This window comes from Chryseobacterium sp. PCH239 (assembly GCF_018924625.1).
GTDB classification, from domain to species: domain Bacteria; phylum Bacteroidota; class Bacteroidia; order Flavobacteriales; family Weeksellaceae; genus Chryseobacterium; species Chryseobacterium cucumeris.
In genome coordinates this window covers 3,755,034-3,780,366 of record NZ_CP073027.1, presented here as the reverse complement: position 1 = coordinate 3,780,366, position 25,333 = coordinate 3,755,034, and the positions used below count along the sequence as shown (strand labels likewise).

18 protein-coding genes are annotated in these 25,333 nt (G+C 34.9%); 14 read left to right on the top strand and 4 right to left on the bottom strand.

Features of this window, described 5'->3' with window-relative positions; translation table 11 throughout:
• The first annotated feature begins 1 nt into the window (after position 1).
• From KBP46_RS17435 to KBP46_RS17395, 9 genes are all read left to right on the top strand, one after another.
• The gene (locus tag KBP46_RS17435) at positions 2-766 is read left to right on the top strand and encodes a polysaccharide deacetylase family protein (protein WP_062675725.1); all 765 of its coding nucleotides are present in this window, start codon (positions 2-4) and stop codon (positions 764-766) included.
• 53 nt (positions 767-819) lie between these two features.
• Positions 820-1,566, top strand: a complete 747-nt coding sequence (locus tag KBP46_RS17430; RefSeq protein ID WP_062675724.1) for a glycosyltransferase family 2 protein — start codon at positions 820-822, stop codon at positions 1,564-1,566.
• Positions 1,567-1,570: 4 nt separating this feature from the next.
• A complete protein-coding gene (locus KBP46_RS17425) occupies positions 1,571-2,557 on the top strand; it encodes a hypothetical protein (RefSeq protein WP_062675723.1) in 987 nt (328 codons plus the stop codon).
• Positions 2,558-2,560: 3 nt separating this feature from the next.
• The gene (locus tag KBP46_RS17420; RefSeq protein WP_216443796.1) at positions 2,561-3,748 is read left to right on the top strand and encodes a glycosyltransferase family 4 protein; all 1,188 of its coding nucleotides are present in this window, start codon (positions 2,561-2,563) and stop codon (positions 3,746-3,748) included.
• A gap of 3 nt (positions 3,749-3,751) precedes the next feature.
• The gene (locus tag KBP46_RS17415) at positions 3,752-4,987 is read left to right on the top strand and encodes a glycosyltransferase (protein ID WP_216443795.1); all 1,236 of its coding nucleotides are present in this window, start codon (positions 3,752-3,754) and stop codon (positions 4,985-4,987) included.
• Between the two features lie 76 nt (positions 4,988-5,063).
• On the top strand, positions 5,064-6,311 hold the full coding sequence (locus KBP46_RS17410) for a glycosyltransferase family 4 protein (RefSeq protein ID WP_216443794.1): 1,248 nt from the start codon (positions 5,064-5,066) through the stop codon (positions 6,309-6,311).
• A gap of 98 nt (positions 6,312-6,409) precedes the next feature.
• Positions 6,410-7,450 (top strand): glycosyltransferase, encoded by a 1,041-nt coding sequence (locus KBP46_RS17405; protein WP_216443793.1) that lies wholly within the window; start codon positions 6,410-6,412, stop codon positions 7,448-7,450.
• The gene (locus KBP46_RS17400; protein ID WP_253297073.1) at positions 7,429-8,331 is read left to right on the top strand and encodes a glycosyltransferase family 2 protein; all 903 of its coding nucleotides are present in this window, start codon (positions 7,429-7,431) and stop codon (positions 8,329-8,331) included. The genes KBP46_RS17405 and KBP46_RS17400 overlap by 22 nt, the downstream gene beginning before the upstream one ends.
• The gene (locus KBP46_RS17395; protein ID WP_216443792.1) at positions 8,324-9,205 is read left to right on the top strand and encodes a hypothetical protein; all 882 of its coding nucleotides are present in this window, start codon (positions 8,324-8,326) and stop codon (positions 9,203-9,205) included. The genes KBP46_RS17400 and KBP46_RS17395 overlap by 8 nt, the downstream gene beginning before the upstream one ends.
• A gap of 52 nt (positions 9,206-9,257) precedes the next feature.
• Here KBP46_RS17395 and KBP46_RS17390 read toward each other — a convergent pair whose 3' ends face one another.
• From KBP46_RS17390 to KBP46_RS17380, 3 genes are all read right to left on the bottom strand, one after another.
• On the bottom strand, positions 9,258-10,223 hold the full coding sequence (locus KBP46_RS17390; RefSeq protein ID WP_120232695.1) for a hypothetical protein: 966 nt from the start codon (positions 10,221-10,223) through the stop codon (positions 9,258-9,260).
• 301 nt (positions 10,224-10,524) lie between these two features.
• Positions 10,525-11,925, bottom strand: coding sequence for an MAC/perforin domain-containing protein (locus KBP46_RS17385; protein WP_062675716.1), 1,401 nt, complete (start codon positions 11,923-11,925; stop codon positions 10,525-10,527).
• A gap of 279 nt (positions 11,926-12,204) precedes the next feature.
• Positions 12,205-13,635 (bottom strand): MAC/perforin domain-containing protein, encoded by a 1,431-nt coding sequence (locus tag KBP46_RS17380; RefSeq protein WP_216443791.1) that lies wholly within the window; start codon positions 13,633-13,635, stop codon positions 12,205-12,207.
• A gap of 438 nt (positions 13,636-14,073) precedes the next feature.
• Here KBP46_RS17380 and gltX point away from each other — a divergent pair, with 438 nt between their 5' ends.
• Together gltX and KBP46_RS17370 are read left to right on the top strand one after the other, a co-directional pair.
• The gene (gene gltX, locus KBP46_RS17375) at positions 14,074-15,582 is read left to right on the top strand and encodes a glutamate--tRNA ligase (protein WP_062675914.1); all 1,509 of its coding nucleotides are present in this window, start codon (positions 14,074-14,076) and stop codon (positions 15,580-15,582) included.
• A 49-nt stretch (positions 15,583-15,631) separates the two neighbouring features.
• The gene (locus tag KBP46_RS17370; RefSeq protein WP_062675714.1) at positions 15,632-16,588 is read left to right on the top strand and encodes an acetyl-CoA carboxylase carboxyltransferase subunit alpha; all 957 of its coding nucleotides are present in this window, start codon (positions 15,632-15,634) and stop codon (positions 16,586-16,588) included.
• Positions 16,589-16,650: 62 nt separating this feature from the next.
• Here the strand turns inward: KBP46_RS17370 and KBP46_RS17365 are convergent, their stop codons facing one another.
• A complete protein-coding gene (locus KBP46_RS17365) occupies positions 16,651-17,421 on the bottom strand; it encodes a DUF6759 domain-containing protein (RefSeq protein ID WP_062675713.1) in 771 nt (256 codons plus the stop codon).
• 143 nt (positions 17,422-17,564) lie between these two features.
• On the opposite strand from KBP46_RS17365, the gene tsf reads away from it, so the two are divergent.
• From tsf to KBP46_RS17350, 3 genes are all read left to right on the top strand, one after another.
• Positions 17,565-18,389 (top strand): translation elongation factor Ts, encoded by an 825-nt coding sequence (tsf, locus tag KBP46_RS17360; RefSeq protein ID WP_034692936.1) that lies wholly within the window; start codon positions 17,565-17,567, stop codon positions 18,387-18,389.
• Between the two features lie 300 nt (positions 18,390-18,689).
• A complete protein-coding gene (locus KBP46_RS17355) occupies positions 18,690-21,521 on the top strand; it encodes a gliding motility-associated C-terminal domain-containing protein (protein WP_123279034.1) in 2,832 nt (943 codons plus the stop codon).
• A 220-nt stretch (positions 21,522-21,741) separates the two neighbouring features.
• The gene (locus KBP46_RS17350) at positions 21,742-25,140 is read left to right on the top strand and encodes a T9SS type B sorting domain-containing protein (RefSeq protein WP_216443790.1); all 3,399 of its coding nucleotides are present in this window, start codon (positions 21,742-21,744) and stop codon (positions 25,138-25,140) included.
• Positions 25,141-25,333 lie beyond the last annotated feature (193 nt).

Genomic DNA, 25,333 nt, shown 5'->3' with positions numbered 1-25,333 from the left:
TATGATTCTGTATCTTATTCCTCTTTTATTGGCGGTATTTATCGTTGTATATTTCCGTCTCTATTTATTTGCCTTTCCCTACAACAGACTGGTCATTCTTATGTATCACCAGGTTGAAAAAGAAAGTCATGAAGATCTTACCGTCAGTTTAAAAAATCTTGAACAGCAGTTTTCATATCTGAGTTCGAAAAAATATACTTCCTATTTTTTTTCGGAACTTACTCTTTCAGCAAAAAGAAACATTGTCATCACCTTTGATGATGGATATAGAAACAACCTTGAGTATCTCCCCTATTTACTGGAAAAGTATAATCTGAAGGCAACAATTTTTATTCCAACAGGATTTATTGAAAAGGGATATAATAATTATTCAATGATGACCTTTGATGAAATCAGAAGTCTGGATAAAAAATATTTTGAGATTGCCCTTCATAGCCATGCCCATGAAAATGTAAGAAACGTGTCTTTAGACTTTATAGAAAAAGATCTAAAAAAAAACATGGAGATTCTCGATGCCGAAAATATAAGATATTCAAAGGTTTTGGCATATCCTTATGGAAAATATCCACAAAAAAAACATGATAAATTAGCATTTTTTTCTATTTTGAAAGAATTAGGAATTGATTTTGCAGTAAGAATTGGAAATAAAGTGAATTATTACCCTACCCAGCGCCCATACGAACTGTGTAGAATTGATATAAAAGGCAAAGATTCGCTTATAAAATTCAAATTAAAACTTATCTTTGGCAGACTAAAACTATTTTAAAAAACAATTTTAGGGAAGTATTTACTTACTTCTCTGTCAAACAAAGCGTTGTGATGAATATAAGTGGTTTGATCATAACATATAATGAAGAAAAAAATATACAGGATGTCCTGGAATCTTTTGATTTCTGCGATGAAATAATAGTAGTAGATTCTTTTAGCACGGATAACACTGTAGAAATTGCAAAGAAATTCCCTAATGTAAAGGTGATTCAGAATAAATTTGAAGACTTTACAAAGCAAAGAAATCTGGCTCTGGATACTGCAACCAATGACTGGGTTTTATTTTTGGATGGTGATGAGAGAATTACACCAGCCCTGAAGCAGGAAATTATTGATAAGCTGAATAAACCCGGGCAAAAAGATGCCTATTATTTTTACAGGAAATTCTTTTTTGCCCAGAAACCAATTCATTTTTCGGGAACACAGTCTGATAAAAATTTCAGGCTATTCAGAAAATCGAAGGCCAGATATATGGCAGGAAAAAAGGTACATGAAACTCTGGAGGTTAATGGAACCATTGGAGTTTTAAAAAATAAATTACTCCATTACTCCGTTTCAGATTATGAATCTTACAAAAAAAAAATGATTCATTACGGAGTTTTAAAGGGGAAAGAACTGGCTGCTAAAGGAAAAAAGTACAGTGTTTGGATTCAATATCTTAAAACTGCTTTTAAATTTTTTAAAGCCTATATAATGAGACTTGGTATTTTAGACGGAAAAGAAGGCTATCAGTTATCTTACCTGCAATCTTTAAGCGTTTATGAAACCTATGAATCATTAAAAAAAGAGCAAAATTAGTTGAATGAAGATTTGTATCATTAGTTATGATTTTTGGGATTATGATAAGTATATTGTTGAAACATTATGCCAGCGAGGTATTGATGCTCATCATATAAAGATCAGTACCGTTACTCATTCCAACTTCAACGAAAGAGCTGTAAATGCTTTAAGCAAAACTTTTTTAAACAAAAATCTTAAGACTGAAAAAAGACAGAAATATGTTCTGGATTCTCTGGAAAAATTAGGGCATCAGGATCAGATTCTGGTGATGAATCCTGATACATTTGATCTGTCTACCCTTAAAAAAATCCGAAAATCTACAGACCGTCTGGTAACCTATCTTTACGATAATCTTGAAAGAGTTCCTGTGGAAGACAAACTCTATCTTTTTGACAAAGTATTTTCCTTTGATTATATTGATGTTAAAAAACACGGCTTTGAAAAATTAACCAATTATATTTATCTTCCGCATTGTGCAAAAGAGTCTCAAAAGCCTGAAATGGATCTTTTTTACATTACCTCTTATGACAACAGAAGGGTTTCATTGATAAAACTATTGGCTAAAAAGCTCATTGAACAAGGATTGAAGTTCCAGATTATGATCATTGGAAAAAAATCCTGGAAGCATCAGCTCACCAATATGTTCATGACAGTGCCTAAGAATCTTTTCCTGGTGTTCAGCATTAAGAAGATTCCGCATAATGATCTTCCAAAATATTATAAGAATTCAAAAGTACTACTGGATTTGATGCGTGAAGGGCAATATGGACTCAGTTTCAGAGTTTTTGAAGCCATGTCTCTGGAAAAGAAAATCATAACTGATAATGAAGCCATTAAAACCTATGATTTTTACAATCCCAATAATATTTTGATTTTAAACAAAAATATTAGTAATCTTGACAAATCTTTTTTTGAAAAACCTTACGAGAAAATTCCGGAAGAAATCTACTACAGATATACTTTGGATAGTTGGGTAAATAAAGTTTTTGAACTCGATACTAAAAACTGACAAATGGGAATCTTAAAAAAAATAAAAAAGCACTTCGAAAGAAAAGAAAAACTTAAAAACCTTCAGTCTAAGGATATAGTCAACATTAATCTATATGACGCTTCCCAAAAAACAATCCTGTTTGCATCAAGAGATTTTCCTGCCCACGATAAAGAATCCGGGGCTAACAGACTAAAAGAACTTATATTTATTTATAAAGAATTAGGATACAACTGCATTTTATTTGCACCCCATATGTTTGAAGACGATTCTTATGTGAAGTTTTATCAGCAGCATAATGTTATCGTTTACATAGAGAACAATAAGTACAGGAATATTTATGATTTCCTGTCTTCTTTTAAAAAGATAGATTACGTTTGGTTCAACGGCCCTCTGGCGCTGAATCTTTTTTATAAAAAAATGAAAGCCATTTTACCTTCTGCCAAATTCATTTATGATATGGTGGATATTCATTTTTTAAGGTTTAAAAGAGCGATCGAAATGGAACCGACCCGTATTTCTTTAAAGAAGAATTATAAACATTTTTTCCGTCTGGAAACTGTCGTTGCCCCACAACTGGATTATATCATTGCTATATCTGATAAGGAGAAAGAAATTATGAGCCAGTATGCGGACAAAAATAAGATCGTTACAATATCTAATATCCATTATCCTAAAATTGATATTTCTGAGCGAAAAAGCTTCAGTGAAAGCAAGGGAATTACCTTCATTGGTTCTATTCACGAGCCGAATATTGATGCAGTAAAGTTTCTCTATGAAAAAATAATGCCTATCGTCTGGAAAACCAATCCTGAACTGGAAGTAAGCATTATCGGGAATGTTGCAGAAAAACTTGACCTTAAACTATTTCCTAAGTTTAAGTTTTTAGGTTTTGTGGAAAGCATTGAAGAGCACTTTATGAATTCGAAAATTATGGTGGCACCTTTAAGATTCGGTGCCGGCGTGAAAGGAAAAATCGGACAGGCTTTTGAATACTTTTTTCCTGTGGTGACAACGGATATAGGAGCTGAAGGAATGAAACTTACCGATAGAAAGAATGTACTGATTGCCAATGATGAGAACAGTTTCGCAGAGGCTATTATTCAGCTGAATAATGATGAAGAGCTTTGGAATACTTTAAGCAGAAATTCTGTGGACAGTCTGAGAGCATTTTCACCTGAAGAAGTAAAAGAAAAACTTAAAACATTATAATCCATGTCATTAAGTGTAAATTACCACGGTTTTTTTGATGGAAATTTCGGAATTTCGGAAGCTACACGGCTGAATGCTATCGCTTTGGAAACAATCGGCATCAAAGTCAACCGGATTAATTATTCCAGTGAAACTTTTGAAAGAATTGATTCGGGCTCCGAGTCATCATCTTCTATTAATGTTTTCCATATTAATATCAATTTTATCAACAATTTCTTTTCTAAGAATCAGGATCTGAATCTTAAGGATCATTATAATATTATTTATTGGGCCTGGGAATTTCCCGAAGTTTCCGAGAAAGTTGTTGAGATATTAAATGTCTTTGATGAACTGTGGGTACCCAGTGATTTCTGTGTGAATATCTTTACAAAGTATACAGGAATTCCTGTGATCAGATTTTCTCATCCGATCCAAAAAATGGCAGAGTCTAAGGATTTTCAGCTAAGCCAATATCATATTTCTCCAGAATCAAAGATCTATCTGACGATTTTCGATTCTCTGAGTACCACTATCAGAAAAAATCCGGAAGCTACGCTGGAAGCTTTCACAACAGTTTTCAAAGAAGATAAAAATAGTGTTCTTATTGTGAAAACTCATAATCTTGAAAGAAGCAAGGATGCTCAGAAAGCGCTGGAAGTTTACCAAAATATTCCGAACGTCATCATCATTAACGAGCATTTTTCAAAGGAGAAACTACATTCTTTGATCCAGCAGTCTGATGTTCTGATTTCTCTCCACGGTTCAGAAGGTTTCGGTCTGACGATGGCAGAAGCCATGGCCTATGGAAAAATTGTTGTCGGAACGGGCTATTCCGGAAATCTGGATTTTATGAATGTAAATAACAGCTTCCTTATCCAGTATGATTTCATCAAAACATCTAATACAAAAGGACTGATTGACGAAGGCTTAACGCTTGCCAGGCCTAGCTTGAAAGATGCTGTTGAAAAACTTCAGTATATCAAAAACAATTTTGACAGTCTGGCTTCAATGAGAGAAAAGGCAAAATCACAAATTGCTGAGAATTTTTCTATTCAATCTATCGGAGAGCTATTCAAAATCAGATTGAATTTCATTGATGGTTTTGGTAAAAAAGAAAGCACCGGAGGCAGTGATATCAATAATGTTTTCTATTTAAGCGAAATCGAAAGATTAAATTCCAGAGTTCATTATCTCGAGCGAACTCTTTATAATAAAATCAGAAAGAAAGTCAATGCTTTCTTCAAAAAAGGCAGAAAGTAATTGTATTGGTTAATGTTCTGGTTCGCCAGCTTATAGACGAATTGTTATATTTACGAATGAGCTTATCATATTTCAGATGAAAGACAAAATTGCAATAGTAGTCCAAAGATATGGGCTGGAGATCAACGGAGGTGCAGAACTTCACGCAAGATTATTAGCTGAAAAATTGTCTGCTCTCTATGATATTGAAATTATTACAACCTGTGCTATAGAATTCGAACGTTGGGATAATCATTACCCGGAAGGTGTTGAAATTATCAATGATATTAAAGTAAGAAGATTTAAAACGTTAAAAAAGGATTTAAAAAGATTTAATGAGCTCAGTAAAACAGCCCGTAACTTATATAAATATTATAGTAGAAAGCTAAGCTTTTTAAACTTCCCTTATTTGCTTTATAAGAGATTTAAATACAACAAAAAAGACTTTAATTTCAGTGAATGGTTAGAAGTACAAGGACCATTCTCCCCGGATTTAATTCAATTTATAAAAGAGAAAAAAGAAGATTACAAGGCTTTTATTTTCTTTACCTATTTATATCACCCAACCAATATAGGAATCAGAGAAGTTGCTGACAAAAGCATTCTTATTCCAACTGCCCACGACGAGCCTCAGTTTTATCTTGATGGCTATTCTCAATTGTTTTCTCTTCCAAAGTTCATCATATACAATACACAGATTGAAAAAGATTTTGTAGAAAGCGTTTATCCTCAGGCAAAAAAGTTAAAATCAGAAATTGCAGGAATTGGTTTTGATGATTATGATGCTGCATCGGGTGAACTCCCTAAGGATCTTTATCAGACCAAATACTTTATTTATATAGGAAGGATTGTTGAAGACAAAGGCTGTGTCATGATGATTGAATATTTTAAAGATTTCAAAGAAAAACATCCTGAATATCGAGATGTAAAGCTCGTTTTGGCAGGCAAAAATTCTCTTGAGGAAAAAATAACTCAGGGAGATGATATTATCCTTACGGGATTTGTAGACCACGACCTCAAAAATGCTTTACTGGAAAATGCCAGCGCACTTATAATGCCTTCATTCTATGAAAGCCTTTCATTGATTACATTAGAGGCCATGTTATTGAAAATCCCTATCATTGTAAATAAAAACTGTGAGGTTTTGTATTCTCATATTGAAAAGAGTAAAACCGGAAAAAGCTTTACAAACAGTACAGAATTTTCCCAGTCATTAACGTTTTATATGCAACAGTCACAGGATGATCTTGTTTCTGAAGGCATCAAAGCGAGAGATTATGTTTTAAAAAACTATTCATGGGATACCATCATCAACAAATTTAATTCCGCCATTACATCTTTATAATGACCAAAAAAATTCTATTTTTTTTTCCTGAAAATCCATTTTCAAATAGGGCAGGAAATACTACGAGAGCAAAAACGACCCTTACTGTTTTAAAAAAAATGGGATATCATATTGACCTGGTAGGAGCCGCTGAGATTTATAAGAGCCAAAACGACACTACAGATATTGATCAAAATATTGTTGATCATCTGTTCTTAATTAAACACAGACCATTAAAAGCAAAAACATCTTCCGCATATTGGAAGCACAAAATATCAAAATTTTATAAAAAGCCTAATGAATATAACCACTTATTGACAGATTTTGCCAAGCAAGAATTTTCTGACATCTTCAATAAGGAAAAATATGATGCTATCATTATCAATTATGAATTCTGGGCTGGATTAGTTGATCATGAATCTATGAAAAATACTTTAAAAATCATAGATACCCATGATTGGATTACCCTGAATGAGTTCTACAAAAACAAATCATTAGATATCGGAAAACGTTTCAATGAGGAAATCAATAATCTTTCAAAGTTTGATAAAGTAATCACCATATCAGAAGATGAAAACCTTGTTTTTAAAAGATTTTTAGGTGAAAAAGTAATCAATATACCGCCTTCTTTCCCATCTCATTTCGAAAAAAGTGATGGTGATAAAAAGTATGATCTGATTTTCGTAGGGTCTGAAAACATTTTCAATATACAATCCATACAGTGGTTTTTTGACCATGTATATCCATTGCTTCCTCCAAATATCAACATTGTAATTATCGGGAGAATTTGCAAGCATATTCAAGAAAGAAAAGGTGTTACCTTAATAGAATTTGCAGAAAGCCTGGAAGAGTATTACCACCAGTCAAAAATTGCAATTTGCCCAATGCTGGAGGGCACAGGAATCAAAATTAAAGTCATAGAAGCGTTATCCTATGGACTTCCTATTGTGGGAACAGAAAGAGCGATTGATGGGTTCCCTTCAAAAACTTCAAATGGATGTCTGGTAAATGATCATCCTGAAATTTTTAAAGATCAGATCATGTCTTTATTGCAGGATCAATCTTATTATCAGGATATGAAAATACAGGCTGAGGAATATTTTAAAAATAATTTTTCTGAAGAAAAAGCAATTGAAAAATGGAAAAAGATTTTACACTAATGGATGACCTGGCCATTATCATACTGAATTACAATTCTTTTGAAGATACCCAGCGAGAGGTTAATTCATTATTAAGCGAAGGTATTTCTCAACAATCTATTTATGTAGTAGATAACAATTCAAAAGACAGAAAGGAAATAGAGCAACTGGGCTCACAAAAGCAAATCAATTATATTTTAAGTGATTATAACGGGGGTTATGCTTTCGGTAATAATTTAGCCATTAAAAAAGCGATTGAAGACGGCAGGAATTATTTTTTACTATTAAATCCGGACATTGAAATATCCCGCAGCACAATTAGTCAGTTATATAACGATTTAAAAGAATTTCCAGATATAGGAATCATTGGCCCAAGAATCTGCTACAGAAATATTCGTGACAGAATATTCTCAGATGGAGGACTGTTATTTCCGGAGGAAGGGTTTCAGGGAGGACACACGCATTCTGAACAGGATAAAAACCATGTAAATGCTCCTCATTATAACTACAGCATAAAATATGTAGATGGAAGCGCCTTGATGTTCCGAAAAGAAATATTGGACGATGTAGGCTTAATGAACACCAGCTTTTTCATGTATTATGAAGAGTCTGAATGGTGTCTGCGGCTTCTTAAAAACACCCAATGGAAAATTGCCGTCAATACACAATGTGAAGCTTTCAATCTTGCCAGTGATAAAGGCAGTTTTTATGAGTATTACATCACCAGAAACCGGATCTGGATGTGCAGGCTGTATGACGGGAATTTAAAATATGTAACCAAAGAACGATGGAAGTTCGCAAGGAAAGCCCTTAAAAAAAGAAAATTTTCCATGGCGAAAGCGTACATAAAAGGTATATTAGACGGTCTTTATTCCAATTTAGATAAAATAAAAAATGAGTAAAAAAAATATTATTAAAGTAGGATATCTTCTATCATATGACTACTGTTACATCTTTACATCTCTTAAGCATATTTATGAGCATGCGGACTGTATTGTGATAAGCTATGATGCCAATAATAAGACATGGGCAGGTAATGATATTCATATTCCTGAAAGTGTTTTCAGTGATATCAAAAAATTGGATACTCAGAATAAAATCATCTTTTACAAAGACACTTTTTTCATTGAAGGGATGCAGCCAATGGAGCTGGAGACCAGACAAAGGAACATGATGGCAGAAAAAATGGGCTCTGGCGGATGGCATATCCAGATGGATGGAGATGAATATGCTTATGACTTCGGAGTATTAGCAAAGTTTTTAAAAGGGAATAAATTTTTACTAAAGAACCCGGCTAAAAACCCTTTTAATTTTCAGGTAAATTTTGTGACATTATTCAAACATAATACAGAAGGTTTTTTTGTGATTACTCCTTTTGATGAAAAGTGTATGCTTATTACAAACTATCCTCAATATGAATATGCAAGAAATACAAATAAAGGCAGAATCCTTCCTTTGGATTTTTATTTAATACATCAGTCATGGGCACGGGAAGAAAGCGAAATTTCAGAAAAGATCAATAACTGGGGGCATAAAAATGATTTTGACACTTCAACGTTTTTAAACTCCTGGAAAACGGTGAATGCTGACAATTATAAGGCATTCATAGACTTCCACCCTTTATATAAAGGCATTTGGAAAGAGCTTTCCTTTTTCCCTGCAAAAAACATTGATGAATTTATTCTTTCCTTTTCAAAGAAATATCCTCAGCAAAAACTCAATCTGAATTTATCTTTCACGAAAAAAATAAAGATGAGAATTAGAAGTCTTTTTTAATTCTTTCAGACCAAAATAAAAGGCTAATGTTGTTACATTAGCCTTTATTATTTTATTTGATAAAAACATTTTCAAATTTCTCCATAACTGCCCGCGGATTGAAAAGTTCTGAGTAACAATCCCAGTTTTTACCTGCATCCGGTTGAAAGCTCTTCAGGATTTGCATGATATCCTGCTTATCTTTGTATAGAATAGCTTTATCTCCCAGAATCTCCAGATGTGATTTCTCATCAGATCCGGACCATGTTATAATAGGTTTATTTTTAATAGAAAACTCACCTACAGCCATTCCGAAACTCTCTCCTTGCGTGCGGGCATGCAAAAATGCATCAGAAGTATTAATAAATTTCACTTTTCTTTCTACATCAGTAGTCGGTGGAAGAAAAATAATATTCTTGTAAGACCTGAAAAAATTCCTCTTTACAAATTCATCAGTTCCCATAAAAACAAAGTATATATTTTTATTTTTCAGAGCCGTTTTCTTTACGGCTTCCATTACAAAACCAATATCAAAAGTTTCAGTTCCCCCATATCTTGCAAATACCACTGCATCTTTCGGAATATTTAATTCAGCACGAAGGTCACCACTCACCTCGGGAAGATCTACAATGTGGGGAACAAAAGGAAGCTTTCCTCCGCTCATCGTCTTGGCCAGCCATTCAGAAACATAGGCATAAACATCTCCATAGGGTTCGTTGTATTTAAAAACCGCATGAATAGCCGTTTTAATAAGCTCATGAGGAGTATCTGTTTCTCTTTCTCCGGATTTTATTGCATAGAAAAGATCTGCATTTGCCTTTTTAATAATTTCATCCCTTTCCTTGATGTCGCTATATCCAACAACGTTAAACCTTTTTTTAAAACGTTCAATAGCTTCTTCAGCATTATTCGGACTATTTTTAGGATAAAGAATCATCGACTCGTTACCAAGCATTTCCTCATTATAATAAGCATAATCAAAAAGAGCATTGGACGTCCCTCTATAGCACAATTGATTTTCGTGGAAAATAATTTTCATTTGTTAGTAAGTTAAATTATTTAGTTTCAACCCTTCTCAATGACAGTGCTAAAAGTATTATGAACTTATTTCTGTAGTTTCTGAGATAGTTTCTGATAAAAACAAAGTGCTTTTTCATTGATAAACTAAACTAATAAGCTACAAAAATACATTTTTACCTATAAGCGAGTAAAAAATATCAGTCTTAAATTCATATCACTAATGAAATTTTTCACAATTGATTTCTATTTCTTTATCATATGAAAGAAACCGTCTCAAAATTGAAACGGTTTCTTTATTGTAAAATATTAATATTATTTAGTTAATAAGCATAAAAAGGAATTCCTTCTGCAACATAGTTATTGGGTGTTCCCGGATAAGTGCTGTAGTAATGATCTCTGTCGCTGCCACTGTAAAATTGATAAATAGGTTTTTTTGTGCTATCCATTGTTGCATAGAAAGCTATTCCTTCATAAGTATAATTCCATGGTGTTCCCTGATAAGTGGAATAATAATGATCCCTGTCATTTGCACTATAGAACTGATAAACAGGGACTGTATTAGGTGCTTTATAGCTGTACGCTTTAAACTGCTCGCCTTCCGCCTGATAATTATTAGGAGTTCCAGCCCATGTAGAAAGCAGGTGATCTCTATCTGAACCGCTATAAAATCCATAAATTGGAACCGGAATATAATCCAGCATTACTTTATTATCGATAAGGTATTGGATAACGTATGATTTAAGTTCTGCTTTTTTAGCAGGATCTTTTACCAGATCAAAAATAAATATTAACCCGTTATTTCCAAAATCCACTAATACGGAATTATTGGGTGTAGAACTGTTCTGCCAGTTTGCTATATTGATTTTGGGAGTGTTTTGATCGAGATTAAGTTCCCCAATCAAACCTTTTGAAGGATCTCCTCCTCTTGTTCTGTATGATAATTTTTTAGAATAGTTCATGCTAGATTCTGATGTATTGACATCATTCTGAACATCAACATCAAAAATCTTAGCCATTCCCAATTTTATTCCGATTCTTGCAGCACGGTCACGACTTTCATTTCTTGTTTCAGACTGGAATAAGATATCCATTTTTGCCCCGGTATAAATATCAACCATTACGTGAGTCCCATAATCCTGTACAATTTGTTGTGGGGATTTTACCTGTAAATCCTGTGCAAATTCAGGTGTAATATAATCAGCCAACATATCTGTTGTTGCATTAAATCTTAATCTTTTCTGCTTGATCAAAAGATTGTAACTACCATAGATATACTTGGCATCAAATTTATGATTGGTAGTAATCGCAGAATTAAATCCTACCGAAAGTGTTTTTTTAAATAAAGGGATTCCTGCAGTCACATCTACTTTTGTAGATACCATTTTGGAGTAAGTTTCTGCATTTTCTCCATATTCTTCAACATACTCCTGAGTATTTGTATTTTCAGAAACCAGTCTTGCTGCCTGTTCAGCTTTGAAACGATCAATATCAACCACTTTAAATCCCGCAGAACTAGCATTAGCATATTCTCCTGCAGCATTAAAGCCATGTCCTAAGACATCATAAATTCCGTCGCCTGCAAATTTAGCTGCAGACATTCTGTTATTAGCCTTTGCCGCTGGACTTTCAGGCGTTACCTCTGAATTCAGATCTTCAGAAGAACACGAACTCATAAAAAGCATCAGTAAACTACTGAAGCAAAATAAAATTTGTTTTTTCATAGATTATTAAAAAGTTTCTGCAAATATAAAACTCATCACCAAGTGAGGAAATAATTTAATAATGATATATATCATCAATGAGTGAATTTAATATTCATTTAAAACTCTATTAATACACAGTTATAACATCACACAATAGAGAAATAACAAAAATAAATAATTACTATTATTATTTTCACATCAAACCCAAGCCCTATTTGATGATAAACAAAAAGTGGAGTCAGAATTACCGACTCCACTCATAATGTATAACCAAATTGATTTATATAAATCCAAAAATTAATTACCTGGAATATAGAAAGCAATACCTTCTCTGATGCTCCAATAGTTCACAGGACCTAAATTAGGTGACACTGAAAGATAATGATCCGATCCGTTTTTAGCTTTATAGCTATATACAGGAATTCTTCCAGCTCCCGGATCTTTATAAGCATAGAATGCTACTCCCATATAAACATTCCAATAAGAAGATGGCTGTAACGTACTTGCCTGGGTAAAGTAGTGATCAGCTCCCGAAGTACTTTTATAGCAATAAATAGGAACTGTATCAGGTGCTTTATACTGAAACACTTTAAATGTCGGTCCTTCATTAGTCCAGTAAGAAGATGGCTGAAGGTTTGTATTGAAAGTGAAATAATGATTACTGTCTGCCTGATTTTGGTAGCCATATAACATTGTAGTATTATACTCCAATGAAATTTGGTTATCAATTAAATACTGATCTACATACGTCTTAAGCTGAGCTTTTTTGGCAGCATCTTTTACCAGATTATAGATAGGAACAAGGCCGTTATTTCCAAATTCCACCAATACAGAATTGCTAGCAGTAGAACTGCTTTGCCAGTTTGTAATGTTAATTTTTGGAGCAGCCTGGTCAAGATTCAGCTCTCCAACCAAACCTTTTGAAGGATCCCCACCTCTTGTTCTGTAGGATAATTTCTTAGAGTAATTCATAGATGATTCCGAAGTATTCACATCATTGGTTACATCTACATCAAAGATAGATTTTACCCCCACTTTTACTCCAATTCTGGCAGCACGGTCACGGCTTTCGTTAGTTGTTTCAGACTGAAACATGATATCCATTTTAGCTCCAGTATAAATATCAATCATAACGTGGGTTCCATAATCCTCTACAATCTGCTGAGGAGTTTTCGTTTGCAAATCCTGGGTAAATTCCGGAGTTACATAATCCGCCAACATATCTGTGGTAGCATTGAATCTTAGCCTTTTTTGCTTAATGATAAGGTTGTAACTGCCATAAATATATTTGGCATCAAATTTATGGTTGGTCGTAACTGCAGAATTAAATCCTACTGATACTGTTTTTTTAAACAAGGGAATTCCTGCAGTAGCGTCTACTTTTGTAGAAACCATTTTAGAATAGGTTTCTGCATTTTCTCCATATTCTTCAAGATACTGCTGTGTATTTGTATTTTCAGAAAGTAATCTTGCAGCCTGTTCAGATTTAAAACGATCAATATCAATTACTTTAAACCCTGCAGAATTAGCATTGGCATATTCCCCGGTAGCATTAAAACCATGGCCTAAAACATCATAAACACCATCACCTGCAAATTTCGCTGCTGATAAACGATTCGTTTTTGCCGGACTATCAGGAGTAGATTCGTTATTAAGATCATCTGAAGAACATGACCCCATGAAAAGCAACAGTGCTGCACTGAAGCTAAATAAAACTTGTTTTTTCATAGTATTATTTTAAAATTTCCTACAAATATAAACTTCAATATCAGGTGAAATATAAAAACAACAACTGACATATATCATTAATTAGTGATTTTATTATACACTTAAAACACCATGAATAAATATTAAAACAATCACTTAATTGTGATTTAAATAAACAAAATAAATTATAGAAACAAACGTACAAACACTCACAAAGAAAACACGTATTAAACAATACTTACTATTTATGAATTCATTTTTCACAACCTTAATTTTATAGGTTACAATCAATGAGTAAAAAATTTGATCAGAAATATAAGATTGGAAGTTTTAAAAACCGTAATTATCGAAAATCTATAGAAATAAATAAAAAAGTCAGGATCAAAAAAAACAATACGCGGTCATAAATCATCTCTTAAACGCATAATTTTAAGTAAATTTGCAAAAATTAAAATTGAAATGGAGAAAGTAAGAGTACGTTTTGCTCCAAGTCCTACAGGACCATTACATTTGGGAGGCGTAAGAACCGCATTATATGATTATCTTTTTGCTAAAAATCAAGGAGGAGAATTTGTATTAAGAATTGAAGATACAGATACCGCCAGATATGTAGAGGGAGCTGAAGAATATATTGAAGAAGCTTTAGAATGGTGCGGAATCATTCCTGATGAGAGTCCTAAGAAAGGAGGAAAATTCGCTCCTTACAGACAGTCTGAAAGAAGAGACATCTACGACAGATATACTGAACAGATTCTGAAGACAGACTATGCTTACATTGCTTTTGATACTGCAGAAGAACTGGATGCAATGCGTGCAGAATATGAAGCGAAAGGTGATGTTTTCTCTTATGATAATAAAACAAGAAACCGTTTAAGAAACAGCCTTGCCCTTTCTGAAGAAGAGGTTCAAAGATTATTAGACGAAAAGACGCCTTATGTAGTACGGTTTAAAATGCCTGTTGACAGAGTATTAAATCTTGAAGATATTATTCGTGGAAAATTTTCAGTCAACACCAATACTTTAGATGATAAAGTTCTGGTAAAGAATGACGGAATGCCAACGTATCATTTTGCCAACATTATTGATGACCATGAAATGGAAATCTCCCACGTCATCCGAGGTGAAGAATGGCTTCCATCTTTGGGACTTCACACCTTATTATACGAAGCAATGCAGTGGGAAGCACCACAGTTTGCCCACCTTTCTTTAATTTTGAAACCAGAAGGAAAAGGAAAATTAAGCAAAAGAGACGGAGATAAATTCGGATTCCCGGTATTCCCTCTTGACTTTAAAGATCCTGCTACAGGGGTAATTTCTAAAGGATACAGAGAAAACGGATATCTTCCTGATGCTTTCATCAACATGGTAGCATTATTAGGCTGGTCTCCTGCAGATGATAAAGAAATACTTCCTTTGGATGAAATGATCAGGGAATTCGATCTTCATAAAGTACATAAAGCGGGAGCAAGATTCAGTAAGGAAAAATCAGAGTGGTTCAACCACCAATATATTCAGATGAAATCTGATGAAGAGCTTCTTCAGATTCTGAAAAACACAGATCTTGATCTTTCCGGTGCTTCTGATGAAAAACTATTGAAAGTAATTCATCTGATGAAAGAAAGAGCCACTTTCCCGAAAGACATCTATGAGAGCGGAAAATTCTTCTTTGAAGCTCCTACTTCATATGATGAAAAGGCCTCAAAAAAGGCTTGGAATGAAGAAACATCAGCAATTTTAGGAGAATTGGCTGCTTCATTTGAAGCTACAGACTTTGTTGCTGAAACATTAAAACAAACCATGCATGATTTTGCTGAAAACAAAGGATTAGGAATGGGTAAAGTAATGATGCCGTTACGATTATCTTTAGTAGGAGAACTGAAAGGACCGGACGTTCCGGATATTCTGGAAATCCTTGGTAAAGAGGAAAGTATCTCCAGAATAAGCAATGCTATAAATAATTTTAAATAGAATAACCATAATTTTTCATACATTTGAAAGATTTAATTTACTTCAAGAAATGGAATATTTAAGTTTCGAACTTCCTATCAAAGAATTGATGGACCAATACCAGACGTGTTCTTTAGTAGGAGAAGAAAGTGGTGTTGATGTAAAATTAGCATGCAGCCAGATTGAGGATAAGATTTTAGAAAAGAAAAAAGAAATCTATGGAAATCTTACACCTTGGCAAAGAGTACAACTGTCCCGTCACCCGGATCGTCCTTATACACTGGACTATATCAACGGAATGGCAGACAAAGGCAGTTTCTTAGAACTTCATGGAGACAGAAATTTCGCTGATGATCCGGCAATGATTGGAGGATTGATTACCCTTGATGGTCAGAAAGTAATGATCATAGGGACTCAAAAAGGAAGAACGACTAAAGAAAGACAGCACAGAAGATTTGGAATGCCAAATCCGGAAGGATACAGAAAAGCTTTAAGATTAATGAAACTTGCTGAAAAGTTTAATATCCCTGTGGTAACTTTAGTAGATACACCAGGAGCTTATCCAGGATTGGAAGCTGAAGAAAGAGGACAAGGTGAAGCTATTGCAAGAAATATTTTTGAAATGGTTCAGCTGAAAACTCCAATCTTCACTTACATCATCGGAGAAGGTGCCAGTGGTGGGGCATTAGGAATAGGTGTTGGAAATAAAGTGTATATGTTGGAAAACACCTGGTATACAGTAATTGCACCAGAAAGCTGTTCTTCTATCTTATGGAGAAACTGGGATCACAAAGAAGATGCTGCCAATGCATTAAATCTTACTCCGGCAGATGCTTTAAGAGAAAAGTTCATAGACGGAATCATTGAGGAACCGCTTGGAGGTGCTCATTATGATCAGGAGACAACCTATTTAAACCTGAAAAATTCAATTTTACAGAATATCAAAGCTTTCTCCAAATTTACAGGTCAGGAGCTTGAAACCCAAAGACAGGACAAATTCATTGCAATGGGTCAGTTCAAAGGATAAAAAATAAAAAGGTTAAGAATTTTTTCTTAACCTTTTTTTCTTTAGTTTTCTTCTTATTTATTCTATTCCGCAACATTCAGGGCAATTTCAATATCCTGAGTAATTTTCTTTACAGATGAATATTTTGCATCACAGACTGATGTGGTCATTACGTACTCTCCCTTATCAACCAGGATAAAATTTTCTCCTTTTGCTGGAACCGTTAAATTGTAATATTTTTTCCCGCTGATCTTAACAATAAGATTACAGGACGACCTATTCTTAATATTGATATAAGCTTCACTTTTGTTGATATCATTATTAAAAAGATGAGTAAGCATCGCTGCTCTCCTTTTCCCTTCCTCACTTGGCTCAGCTTTAGATGTTCCTGCCGTTTTTGCTGTACCTGCAGATCCCACCGATGCAAAAGTAGTTCTTCTTTCTTCTTTTAAAGCCTCAATAGCCGCTGCAGTATTATTAGACACAGCCTTACCGTTTACTGTGTTTGTTTTATTTGCAGCAAGTGTTTTACCGCTATTCAGTTCATTATTTTTTACAATATTTTCAATTTTCTCTTTACTGATTGGTCTGATTGTAGGCTTTGCTTCCGGCGAATTATCTGCCATAATAATATCAATCAGCTTTCTTTTGAAATAGTCAGTTTTAGCATGACCTGGGTTCTGTTTCAAAAATCCGGCAATGACTCTTGCCTCTTTTGAAATCTCAGCTTCCTGTTCGGTATAGATAATTACAGTTTCTTTTTCAACAACAGCTTTAGATTTTGTTTTTTTCTTTTTTTGAGAAAAACCTAGAGCAAAAATGCATATAAATAGAAGGAAGAAGATTTTTTTCATTAATCAAACCTTTAAAATAGTATTAAATATATTAATAACGTGAAAAGTCATTTTTTAGTTTATCATTAAAATCATTATCTTTGCACTGCTCTAAAATTAAGCTAAAAATTAATACTAATCTTAAATAAAAAATAATAGATATTATGTCTTATACACCAGTTGCTGCAGACGTAGCTAAATTAAGAAACCAAACAGGTGCAGGTATGATGGACTGCAAGAAAGCTCTAGTTGAAGCTGAAGGAGACTTCGAAAAAGCGGTAGATATCCTTAGAAAAAAAGGACAAAAAGTTGCTGCTAACAGAGCTGACAGAGAGTCTACTGAAGGGGCAGTAATCGCAAGAGTAAATGAAGACAACACTTTAGGTGCTGTAATTTCTTTAAATTGTGAAACTGACTTCGTTGCTAAAAACGAAGCATTCGTTGAGCTAGCTTACGAATTAGCTGAAATGGCTATTTTCGCTGCTACTAAAGAAGAGCTTTTAGCTACAGATTTCCACGGAATCACTGTTGCTGAGAAATTAGTTGAGCAAACAGGAGTTATCGGTGAGAAAATCGAAATCGGATCTTTCGAAAGAATCCAGGGAGATTTCTTAGGAGCTTACATCCATGCTGGAAACAAAATTGCTGCTATCACTTCTCTTTCTGCAAAAGTAGACGGAGCTGAAGAAGCTGCTAAAGCTGTTTCTATGCAGGTTGCTGCAATGAACCCAATTGCTCTTGACGAAACTGCAGTTTCTCAGGAAACTATCGACAGAGAGTTAGAGATTGAAAGACACAAACTTACTGAAGAAGGTAAGCCTGCCAACATTATCGACAACATCCTGAAAGGTAAAATGCAGAGATTCTACAAAGACAACACTTTGGTACACCAGGATTTCATTAAAGACGGAAGTATCTCAGTTGCTGATTACGTAAAATCTGTAAACGCAGACTTAAAAGTAACAGGATTTGTAAGAGTAAGCCTATAAGCTGACTGTTTCAAAAGAATATAGAGTCCCGGTGAAAATTTCATCGGGATTTTTTATTACCATTATTTTCACTCAATAATGCGGTCATACATCCGAAAAAATTAACAGACTAAAAAATTCACCGAAAAAAGAATTATTACCAGATAATCACCATGGTTACGCTCAAGAGTCTATTACCAGTTTCATACCTAACAGGGTTTTTGATTAAAAAGCGAAGGCGTATATTTAACATTTATTTAAATTTTATTAAAAGTATTTCATTTTTTATTTTATTTTTGTAGAAATCCTAATTCCATACTCATGAAAAGATTTCTACTCAGTTTGGTATTAATTTTTTTGACAATTAATACACTCTTTGCACAAAGGGATACCGAGCACTGGATAGCTCCCTATTACGACAGTGTTGGCGGCAACAGCTATGTCAACATGCTCTATCTTTCCACAGACTCTCCAACTCCCGTTGATGTAACCATTTACAATAACAATGCTCCAGTAACCACCGTTACCATCAGTAAAGGTAGTCCGCAGACTTATAAAGTTACCAACAGCCTTATTTCTGCTACCACTACTACTGACGCATTTGTTGTGGGTAATAAGGGATTGTATTTAAAAGCAGCCAAGCCTTTTTACTGCAGCTTAAGACTGGCTCAGAGTGTTCACGGGGAAGTAATAACCAGTAAAGGAAAAGCCGGAATTGGAAAAACATTTTTCGTTGCTGCCGCTCCCAACACCAATACCAGCAGTATTCAAAATTTTACAGCAGGTGTCCTTGCTACCGAAGACAATACCAATGTAACCGTATCATGGAATCCAACTGCCGGAGTTGTTTTTATTAATGGAAATCCAACTGGAAATACTCAGACTTTCACTTTACAAAAAGGACAATCTTTCATTCTTGCAGGATCCGGTTCTCAGTCCGGAAATAAAACAGGCTTTATCGGGGCTAAAATTGTTTCTGACAAGCCTGTAACGTTGACTAATGGAAGCTGTAATGCCAACTTCTCTGCTTCAACAACAGGAAGCGATCCGGTTCTCGATCAATCTGTTCCGGTTGACAGACTTGGGAATACTTTTGCCATGGTAAAAACAAGATCTACTCAACCTTCCTTAAATATGGAGGGAGGTCTTATTGTTGCTACCGAAGATAATACTGAAGTATATCTAAACGGCGGAGGTACTGCTGTTGCAACACTTGCTGCCGGAGAATGGTACAGAATTAACGAAACCAGCTACGTTGCTCAGGGAACATCAGGACATTCAAATATGTTCATTTCCACCACCAAAAATGTATATTTATACCAGTTTATCGGAGTTTTGCAAAGTGATGCTACCAATGGATTCAACTATATCCCGCCATTAAACTGTTTCCTTCCAAGAAAAATTGATGAAATCGGCAAGATCAATGAAATGCCTCTTGGCGTGGGAGGAGCCAGCTCTACTCCCAGTGATCTGGTAGTAAAATTAAACATTCTGACAGAGGCTGGTGCTACTGTAATGTTGAATGACGCGCCTCTTCTCCCTGAAGCGGGTCCTTATCCCCTTGCAGGAAATGCCAACTGGGTAACGTATGCCATCAACAGTGTAACCGGAAATATTAAGATTACATCTACAAAAGCTGTAACAGCAGGTATCAACGGAGGATATAGCTCTGCAGGATACGGAGGTTACTTTGCAGGATTCTCTTCAATCCCTGTTATTGCAAAAAAAACAGGTGAATGTGTTCCGGGAATCATTCTTGAGGTAGACGACGGATATGAAACCTATCAGTGGTTCCGTGACGGAGTTGCCATTCCCGGTGCTACAAGTTATACTTATACTCCTACTCAATCAGGAAATTACACCGTAAAAGTAACCATGGGAACATGTCCTCCCGTAACAACACCTATCTATAAAGTACAAACTTGTTTAAAAGAAACGACACAAGCACTTAACGCTTGTTCTACTAAAATTATTACCCCTACGTTTACTTCCTCCACTCAAACTGTGGTTCCGAGTACAGTAGTAATTTTAACACCGCCTACCAAAGGAACAGCTGTAGTGAATCCAAACGGAACAATCACTTATACACCTAATCCGGGATATTTAGGACCAGATAAAATCGTTTATAAATTCTGTGGAAACTCTGTTGAGTTTACAGATTGTGAACAGGTAACACTCAACCTTACTGTAGTACCGTTCATCGTAACCGATGCTTCTATTAAGGCCTGTTGGTACGATGTAGATCCTTACGCTTATTTTGACCTTACAAAAGCAAAAGTAACAGACTATAATGCTGTTACAAAAAAATACTACCGTACTTTGAATGATCTTACTGCAGGAATCAATGAAATCACAACCCCAAACAACTTCCCTTCAACAGGAGGATTTGTATACGTGAAAGTAACAACTGCTGAGGGATGTACAGCCAATGCAAAAATTGAATTAATTGTACTTCCAATTAAAAAATCTCCAATCCTTGTAGATCAGTATATCTGTATGGATGCGAAAACGAACCTGGACGCTGGTCCTGGATATGATTCATACCAATGGAGCACTGGAGCTACCTCCTCAGGTATCAGAGATATAGGGGTGGGAGAATACACTGTAATTCTTGGTAAGAACGGATGCTTCCTTACACAGACTGTAAAAGTTAAAAAAGTTGAAGATCCAGTAATTCAAACTATTGAAATCAATAATAATACAGCAACTGTAATTGTAAGCGGAGGTAAAGCTCCTTACAAATATGCAGTTGATGGTACTGCAAACTGGCAGGATTCAAGTACCTTCACAGGTTTAACGAGAGGACAGCACACTTTCTATGTAAAAGATGTTTATAACTGTACTCCTATTGCTGTGGAAGTTACCATTCCTAATCTATTAAATGCGATTACACCTAATGGGGATAATGTAAATGATTATATAGATTACAGTGAACTGGCTTATAAAGAAAATCTGAGTTTTGTAGTGTATGACAGATATGGAAACATGGTGTTCACCGGAAATAGGTTCAACAACTACAGATGGGATGGAAAACACTTTGATAAAAAATTGGGAACAGGAACATACTGGTATCACATCAGCTGGAATGAGTCCAACAAAGAAAAGACCCCAATAAAATATACAGGTTGGATTCTTGTTAAAAACAGAGAGTAATAATTAGTTTAAAACTATATTTAATGAGCCGCGATCAGATAATCGCGGCTCATTTTTTTTAGATTTTCAATTAAATCCGCCTATTATATTATGTTAAAAGCAAAAAAATAATATAAATTTAAATTTTGTTTAACCACGATTTCAAAATCATATTTTTTTATTCTATTTTCAATAATTTAATACTTTTTATCACTAAATTTGTGGTAAAGACCACCGCTGAATGAAAAAAATTTTATCTTTTCTATTTATGTTTTGCATTTTCACCTCTGCTTTTGCCCAGTTGGACCGGGAGCATTGGTTTGCTCCGATGATAGATAGAACAGGCGCTCCCAATCCCTATCAAAAACTGTATTTATCAACCAACAGAACAACTCCTTTTCCTGTAAGCATTTACAATAATAACGTTCTGATTGGAACAGTAAATATCAGTAAGAATAACCCTCAGAAATTTGACGTATTAAGGACTTATATTATTACCAAACTGCAGGCCGATTTATTTACCCCTACAACCAAAGGATTATACCTTAAAGCAGAATTCCCTTTTTATGCCAATTTAAGATTCTCAGTATTCAACCATGGAGAAATTATTACTTCCAAAGGAATTTCTTCCACAGGACTGAAGTTTTACGCAGCTGTCACTCCTATTACAGTGAGCAATTCCATTCTGAATTTCATGACCAGCGTACTGGCAACTGAAGATAATACCAATGTTACTATTTCCGGGTACAGTCCTAACGTTCAGTTTTCAAATGGAACAACTGGGGCAACCAATCCTACAATCACTTTCACTTTAAATAAAGGACAATCCTATATTATTGATGGGATTGGAAACATAGCAACAAACTTTGATGGTTTTATTGGGGCTAAAATTACTGCAACCAAACCCATCAATATCACCAATGGAAATTTTAACGGTCAATATGCAGGAAATCATCCAGCTGGCTCAGATATTTTAATGGATCAGGCAGTACCTGTCAACAGGCTTGGAAATGAATTTGCGCTTGTAAAAGGTAATGGTTCTATTGGCTCCCATATGGAAGGGGCTATTGTAATTGCTACTGAAGATAATACTCAAATTTTTGTAAACAATGAAATTTCACCTATAGCAACCCTCAATGCAGGAAAATATTTTGTCATTCCTGACTCAAAATATATCCTTCAGGGTAACGGACATTATAATTTATATCTCAAAACATCAAAAAATGCTTATGTCTACCAAATTTTAGCAGGAGTTTCAAATGCAGGAAATGAAACGGCTACCGGTGGATTTAATTATATTCCTGCTTTGAACTGTTACCTGCCAAAGCAAATTAATGAACTGGGGCTTATCGATGAAAATTTTGTTCATTCCATCGGTAATCCTGGAGGAGTATTGAATATACCTACAAAACTTAACATCATTACAGAACGTGGTGCTACTATTACAGTGAACGGAGCTAATCCTCCTTCAATAACCGGCCCTTACAATATGACAGGTACAACGAATTGGGTTACCTATGGTATTCCCAATGTAACAGGTACAATTACTATAGTTTCAAATAGAGCAATTATGGCTGGTATTACTGCTGGCAGTGACGCTGTAGGATATGGAGGCTTTTTTGCCGGCTTTCCTACACAGCCTGTTATTTTACAATCCGGAGGCGGCTGTATTCCAGGAATGACTCTTACCATAGATCCTTTTATTTATGACACCTATCAATGGTACAGAAACGGAGTTATTGTTCCGGGAGCTACCACTTCATCAATCTCACCTACATTACCAGGATATTACACATGTTCTGTAACAATGGGAAGCTGTGCACCTTTAGTTACTGAACAATTTAAAGTTCTCAATTGTACAAAACTGACTAATACATCATACAACGTATGTAATGCTAAAACGATAATCCCTGCATTCAGCGGCTCATCACAAACTCCCGTTCCAAGCACAGTAGCTATTACATCAACACCTTCATTGGGTACAGCTATTATAAACCCTACTACAGGCGTTATTACTTATACTGTAAATACTCCCGGAACATCAGGAACTGATACGTTCTCCTATACATTCTGTGGAGATGATCCAGACTTTCCAGATTGTGAAACAGTAACCGTTACCCTGAATATTCAGCCTCTAACAGTAATGAATGCGACATTATTTGCCTGTGATATCAATGGTCAGGGAACCTTCAACCTGACGACAGCAAATGTTACCAGTAACTCACCTGTTACTATTACTTATTACCCTACCCTTGCGGATGCTCAGAATGAAAATGCCGCAGCACTAATAACTAACACAACGGCCTATACTGCAACTAACGGAACAATAGTATATGCACTTGTTAATGACCATATTGGATGTAAAAACATTGCACAAATAACATTATCACTTTTTAATAAAGCTATTGTACAGGATAACTACAATGGAGTCTTCTGTGATGATAATCTGGATGGAACAGTTAATGTTGTGCTTTCCAATATCACCCCTATTGTTCTTAATAATCCAAATTATTTTACGAATGTAAGATATTATGCAAATCTGGCAGATGCCAATGCAGGGAATAACAATACGCTCCCTAATAACTGGAGTTATACAGCAACTACAACCATTTACATCAGGGTAGATTCTCCTGATGGATGTGCTTCTGTGATCAAACCTTTACAATTTAGTATCGGAGCAAAAATAATATTGATTACAAAAACCGTTACCGAAAGTACCTGTGATGATGATCTGGACGGAATAAAAAGTGTCAACTTAGCTCAGTTTATTCCTCAGTTTACATTAGATCCGAATGTTACTTTTACTTTTCATACAACTCTAACAGATGCTCAGAACAATGTGAATGCAGTTTTATCTCCTGTTAATATCACTAATTCACAGACCTACTATATCCGTTTTGAAAAAAATGGAGTTTGTCCTGAAGTAGGTACTCTGAAGATTAACATTAAAGTTCCTAAGAAATCAGATATTTTAAAAGACAAGGCAATTTGCCCAAAAACTACTACTACACTTAATGCAGGACCTGGCTTTGAAAAATACCTATGGAGCACCGGAGCGACTACTCCTTCCATTACGAATGTTGCTCCCGGAAGTTATTGGGTAGAACTTACCTTCAATGGCTGTGTTTACAAGCAATATGTAAATGTTACAGAATTGCCGCTTCCTATCATAACCTCTATTGAAATTGATGGAACAACTGTAAAAGTTGGGGCGAGCGGTGGTACACCTCCATATGAATATTCCTTAGATGGTGTGGTATGGCAGAGTTCCAATGTTTTCTACAATGTACCCAGAGGAGCTCACAACATATTTGTAAGAGACTCTAAAATGTGTGAGGATGTTAAAAAACCATTTGCCATTATTAATCTGATCAATACCATTACTCCGAATGGAGATGGGCATAATGAAGTCATCGACTATTCTGCCTTAATGAAGAATGATAATCTTGTATTCCGGATCTTTGACAGATATGGTGCAGAAGTCTTCAGGGGCACTCCTGAAAACAGATACACCTGGGATGGAAGAATCGGAGGCAGATATGTTCCTACAGCAAATTACTGGTATTTTATCACCTGGACGGAATATGGCTCCAACCTTATGGTAAAATACACGAGCTGGCTGCTTGTAAAACATAGGTAACAACAGAAAACCGGAAGAAAAAACATCTGAAAATTCAGCACTTATTTCTTCCGGTTTTTTATGTAAATGTTTCATTTTTTACATGAATGGCAAGTTTCTAACACTCCTTAACAATTTAATCCCAAAGTTTAATATAACTTTAACCACTAATCTTCATCTAACTACACAGAATTGCTTTATTTCTATGTAATTT

Bases quoted from the DNA above. Each gene is read 5' to 3' on its own strand.
- KBP46_RS17430 (WP_062675724.1), top strand. From the start codon at position 820: ATGAATATAAGTGGTTTGATCATAACATATAATGAAGAAAAAAATATA.
- tsf (WP_034692936.1), top strand. From the start codon at position 17,565: ATGTCTTATACACCAGTTGCTGCAGACGTAGCTAAATTAAGAAACCAA.
- KBP46_RS17405 (WP_216443793.1), top strand. From the start codon at position 6,410: ATGGGATATCATATTGACCTGGTAGGAGCCGCTGAGATTTATAAGAGC.
- KBP46_RS17380 (WP_216443791.1), bottom strand. From the start codon at position 13,635: ATGAAAAAACAAGTTTTATTTAGCTTCAGTGCAGCACTGTTGCTTTTC.
- KBP46_RS17370 (WP_062675714.1), top strand. From the start codon at position 15,632: ATGGAATATTTAAGTTTCGAACTTCCTATCAAAGAATTGATGGACCAA.
- KBP46_RS17410 (WP_216443794.1), top strand. From the start codon at position 5,064: ATGAAAGACAAAATTGCAATAGTAGTCCAAAGATATGGGCTGGAGATC.
- KBP46_RS17390 (WP_120232695.1), bottom strand. From the start codon at position 10,223: ATGAAAATTATTTTCCACGAAAATCAATTGTGCTATAGAGGGACGTCC.
- KBP46_RS17425 (WP_062675723.1), top strand. From the start codon at position 1,571: ATGAAGATTTGTATCATTAGTTATGATTTTTGGGATTATGATAAGTAT.
- KBP46_RS17350 (WP_216443790.1), top strand. From the start codon at position 21,742: ATGAAAAAAATTTTATCTTTTCTATTTATGTTTTGCATTTTCACCTCT.
- gltX (WP_062675914.1), top strand. From the start codon at position 14,074: ATGGAGAAAGTAAGAGTACGTTTTGCTCCAAGTCCTACAGGACCATTA.
- KBP46_RS17385 (WP_062675716.1), bottom strand. From the start codon at position 11,925: ATGAAAAAACAAATTTTATTTTGCTTCAGTAGTTTACTGATGCTTTTT.
- KBP46_RS17395 (WP_216443792.1), top strand. From the start codon at position 8,324: ATGAGTAAAAAAAATATTATTAAAGTAGGATATCTTCTATCATATGAC.
- KBP46_RS17420 (WP_216443796.1), top strand. From the start codon at position 2,561: ATGGGAATCTTAAAAAAAATAAAAAAGCACTTCGAAAGAAAAGAAAAA.
- KBP46_RS17435 (WP_062675725.1), top strand. From the start codon at position 2: ATGATTCTGTATCTTATTCCTCTTTTATTGGCGGTATTTATCGTTGTA.
- KBP46_RS17415 (WP_216443795.1), top strand. From the start codon at position 3,752: ATGTCATTAAGTGTAAATTACCACGGTTTTTTTGATGGAAATTTCGGA.
- KBP46_RS17400 (WP_253297073.1), top strand. From the start codon at position 7,429: ATGGAAAAAGATTTTACACTAATGGATGACCTGGCCATTATCATACTG.
- KBP46_RS17365 (WP_062675713.1), bottom strand. From the start codon at position 17,421: ATGAAAAAAATCTTCTTCCTTCTATTTATATGCATTTTTGCTCTAGGT.
- KBP46_RS17355 (WP_123279034.1), top strand. From the start codon at position 18,690: ATGAAAAGATTTCTACTCAGTTTGGTATTAATTTTTTTGACAATTAAT.